Source organism: Arthrobacter sp. GMC3 (assembly GCF_002929305.1).
GTDB lineage: Bacteria > Actinomycetota > Actinomycetes > Actinomycetales > Micrococcaceae > Specibacter.
Window position 1 is genome coordinate 1 of record NZ_PJIO01000186.1, and the last position, 501, is coordinate 501.

Genomic DNA, 501 nt, shown 5'->3' on the forward strand with positions numbered 1-501 from the left:
CTGCAAGGCATGCAGACCGCCGTCCCATACCCAGTGCTGGGCCTGCAGCGAGAGTTCGATCTGGTTGCAGCGCAGCGGCACGCGCTGCGCCAATGCCTGGCAATGCAACACCCCGGCGTTGGAGAGCCCGACCCAGCCGACCTTGCCGCTGGCGATCAGCTCGTTCAGCGTGTCGGCCACCTCGTCGACCTGCAGCAGCGGGTCCGGGCGATGCAGCAGAAACCCGTCGAGCCGCTCGACACCCAGCCGCGTCAGGCTGCCGTCCACCGCCTGGCGCAGATAGCGGGCGCTGGAATCGTAGTGCTTGACCCGCCAGCGCGAACAATCCTGCCCGGCCGGTACGATGTCGGCCTTGCCGATGATCTGCAGGCGCTGGCGCAGCCCCGGTGCCTGACGCAGGGCCGCGCCGAAGTGCGCCTCGCAGCGCCCGCCAGCATAGATATCGGCATGGTCGAAACCGTTCAGCCCGAGCTCGACGCAGCGTTCGATGAACGCCAGCAG

The 501-nt window shown here is 68.3% G+C and carries 1 protein-coding gene; it reads right to left on the reverse strand.

The window, feature by feature from the left end; translation table 11 throughout:
- On the reverse strand, positions 1-501 hold a 501-nt coding region (locus CXQ94_RS24225; RefSeq protein WP_181034391.1), incomplete at both ends, for an aldo/keto reductase.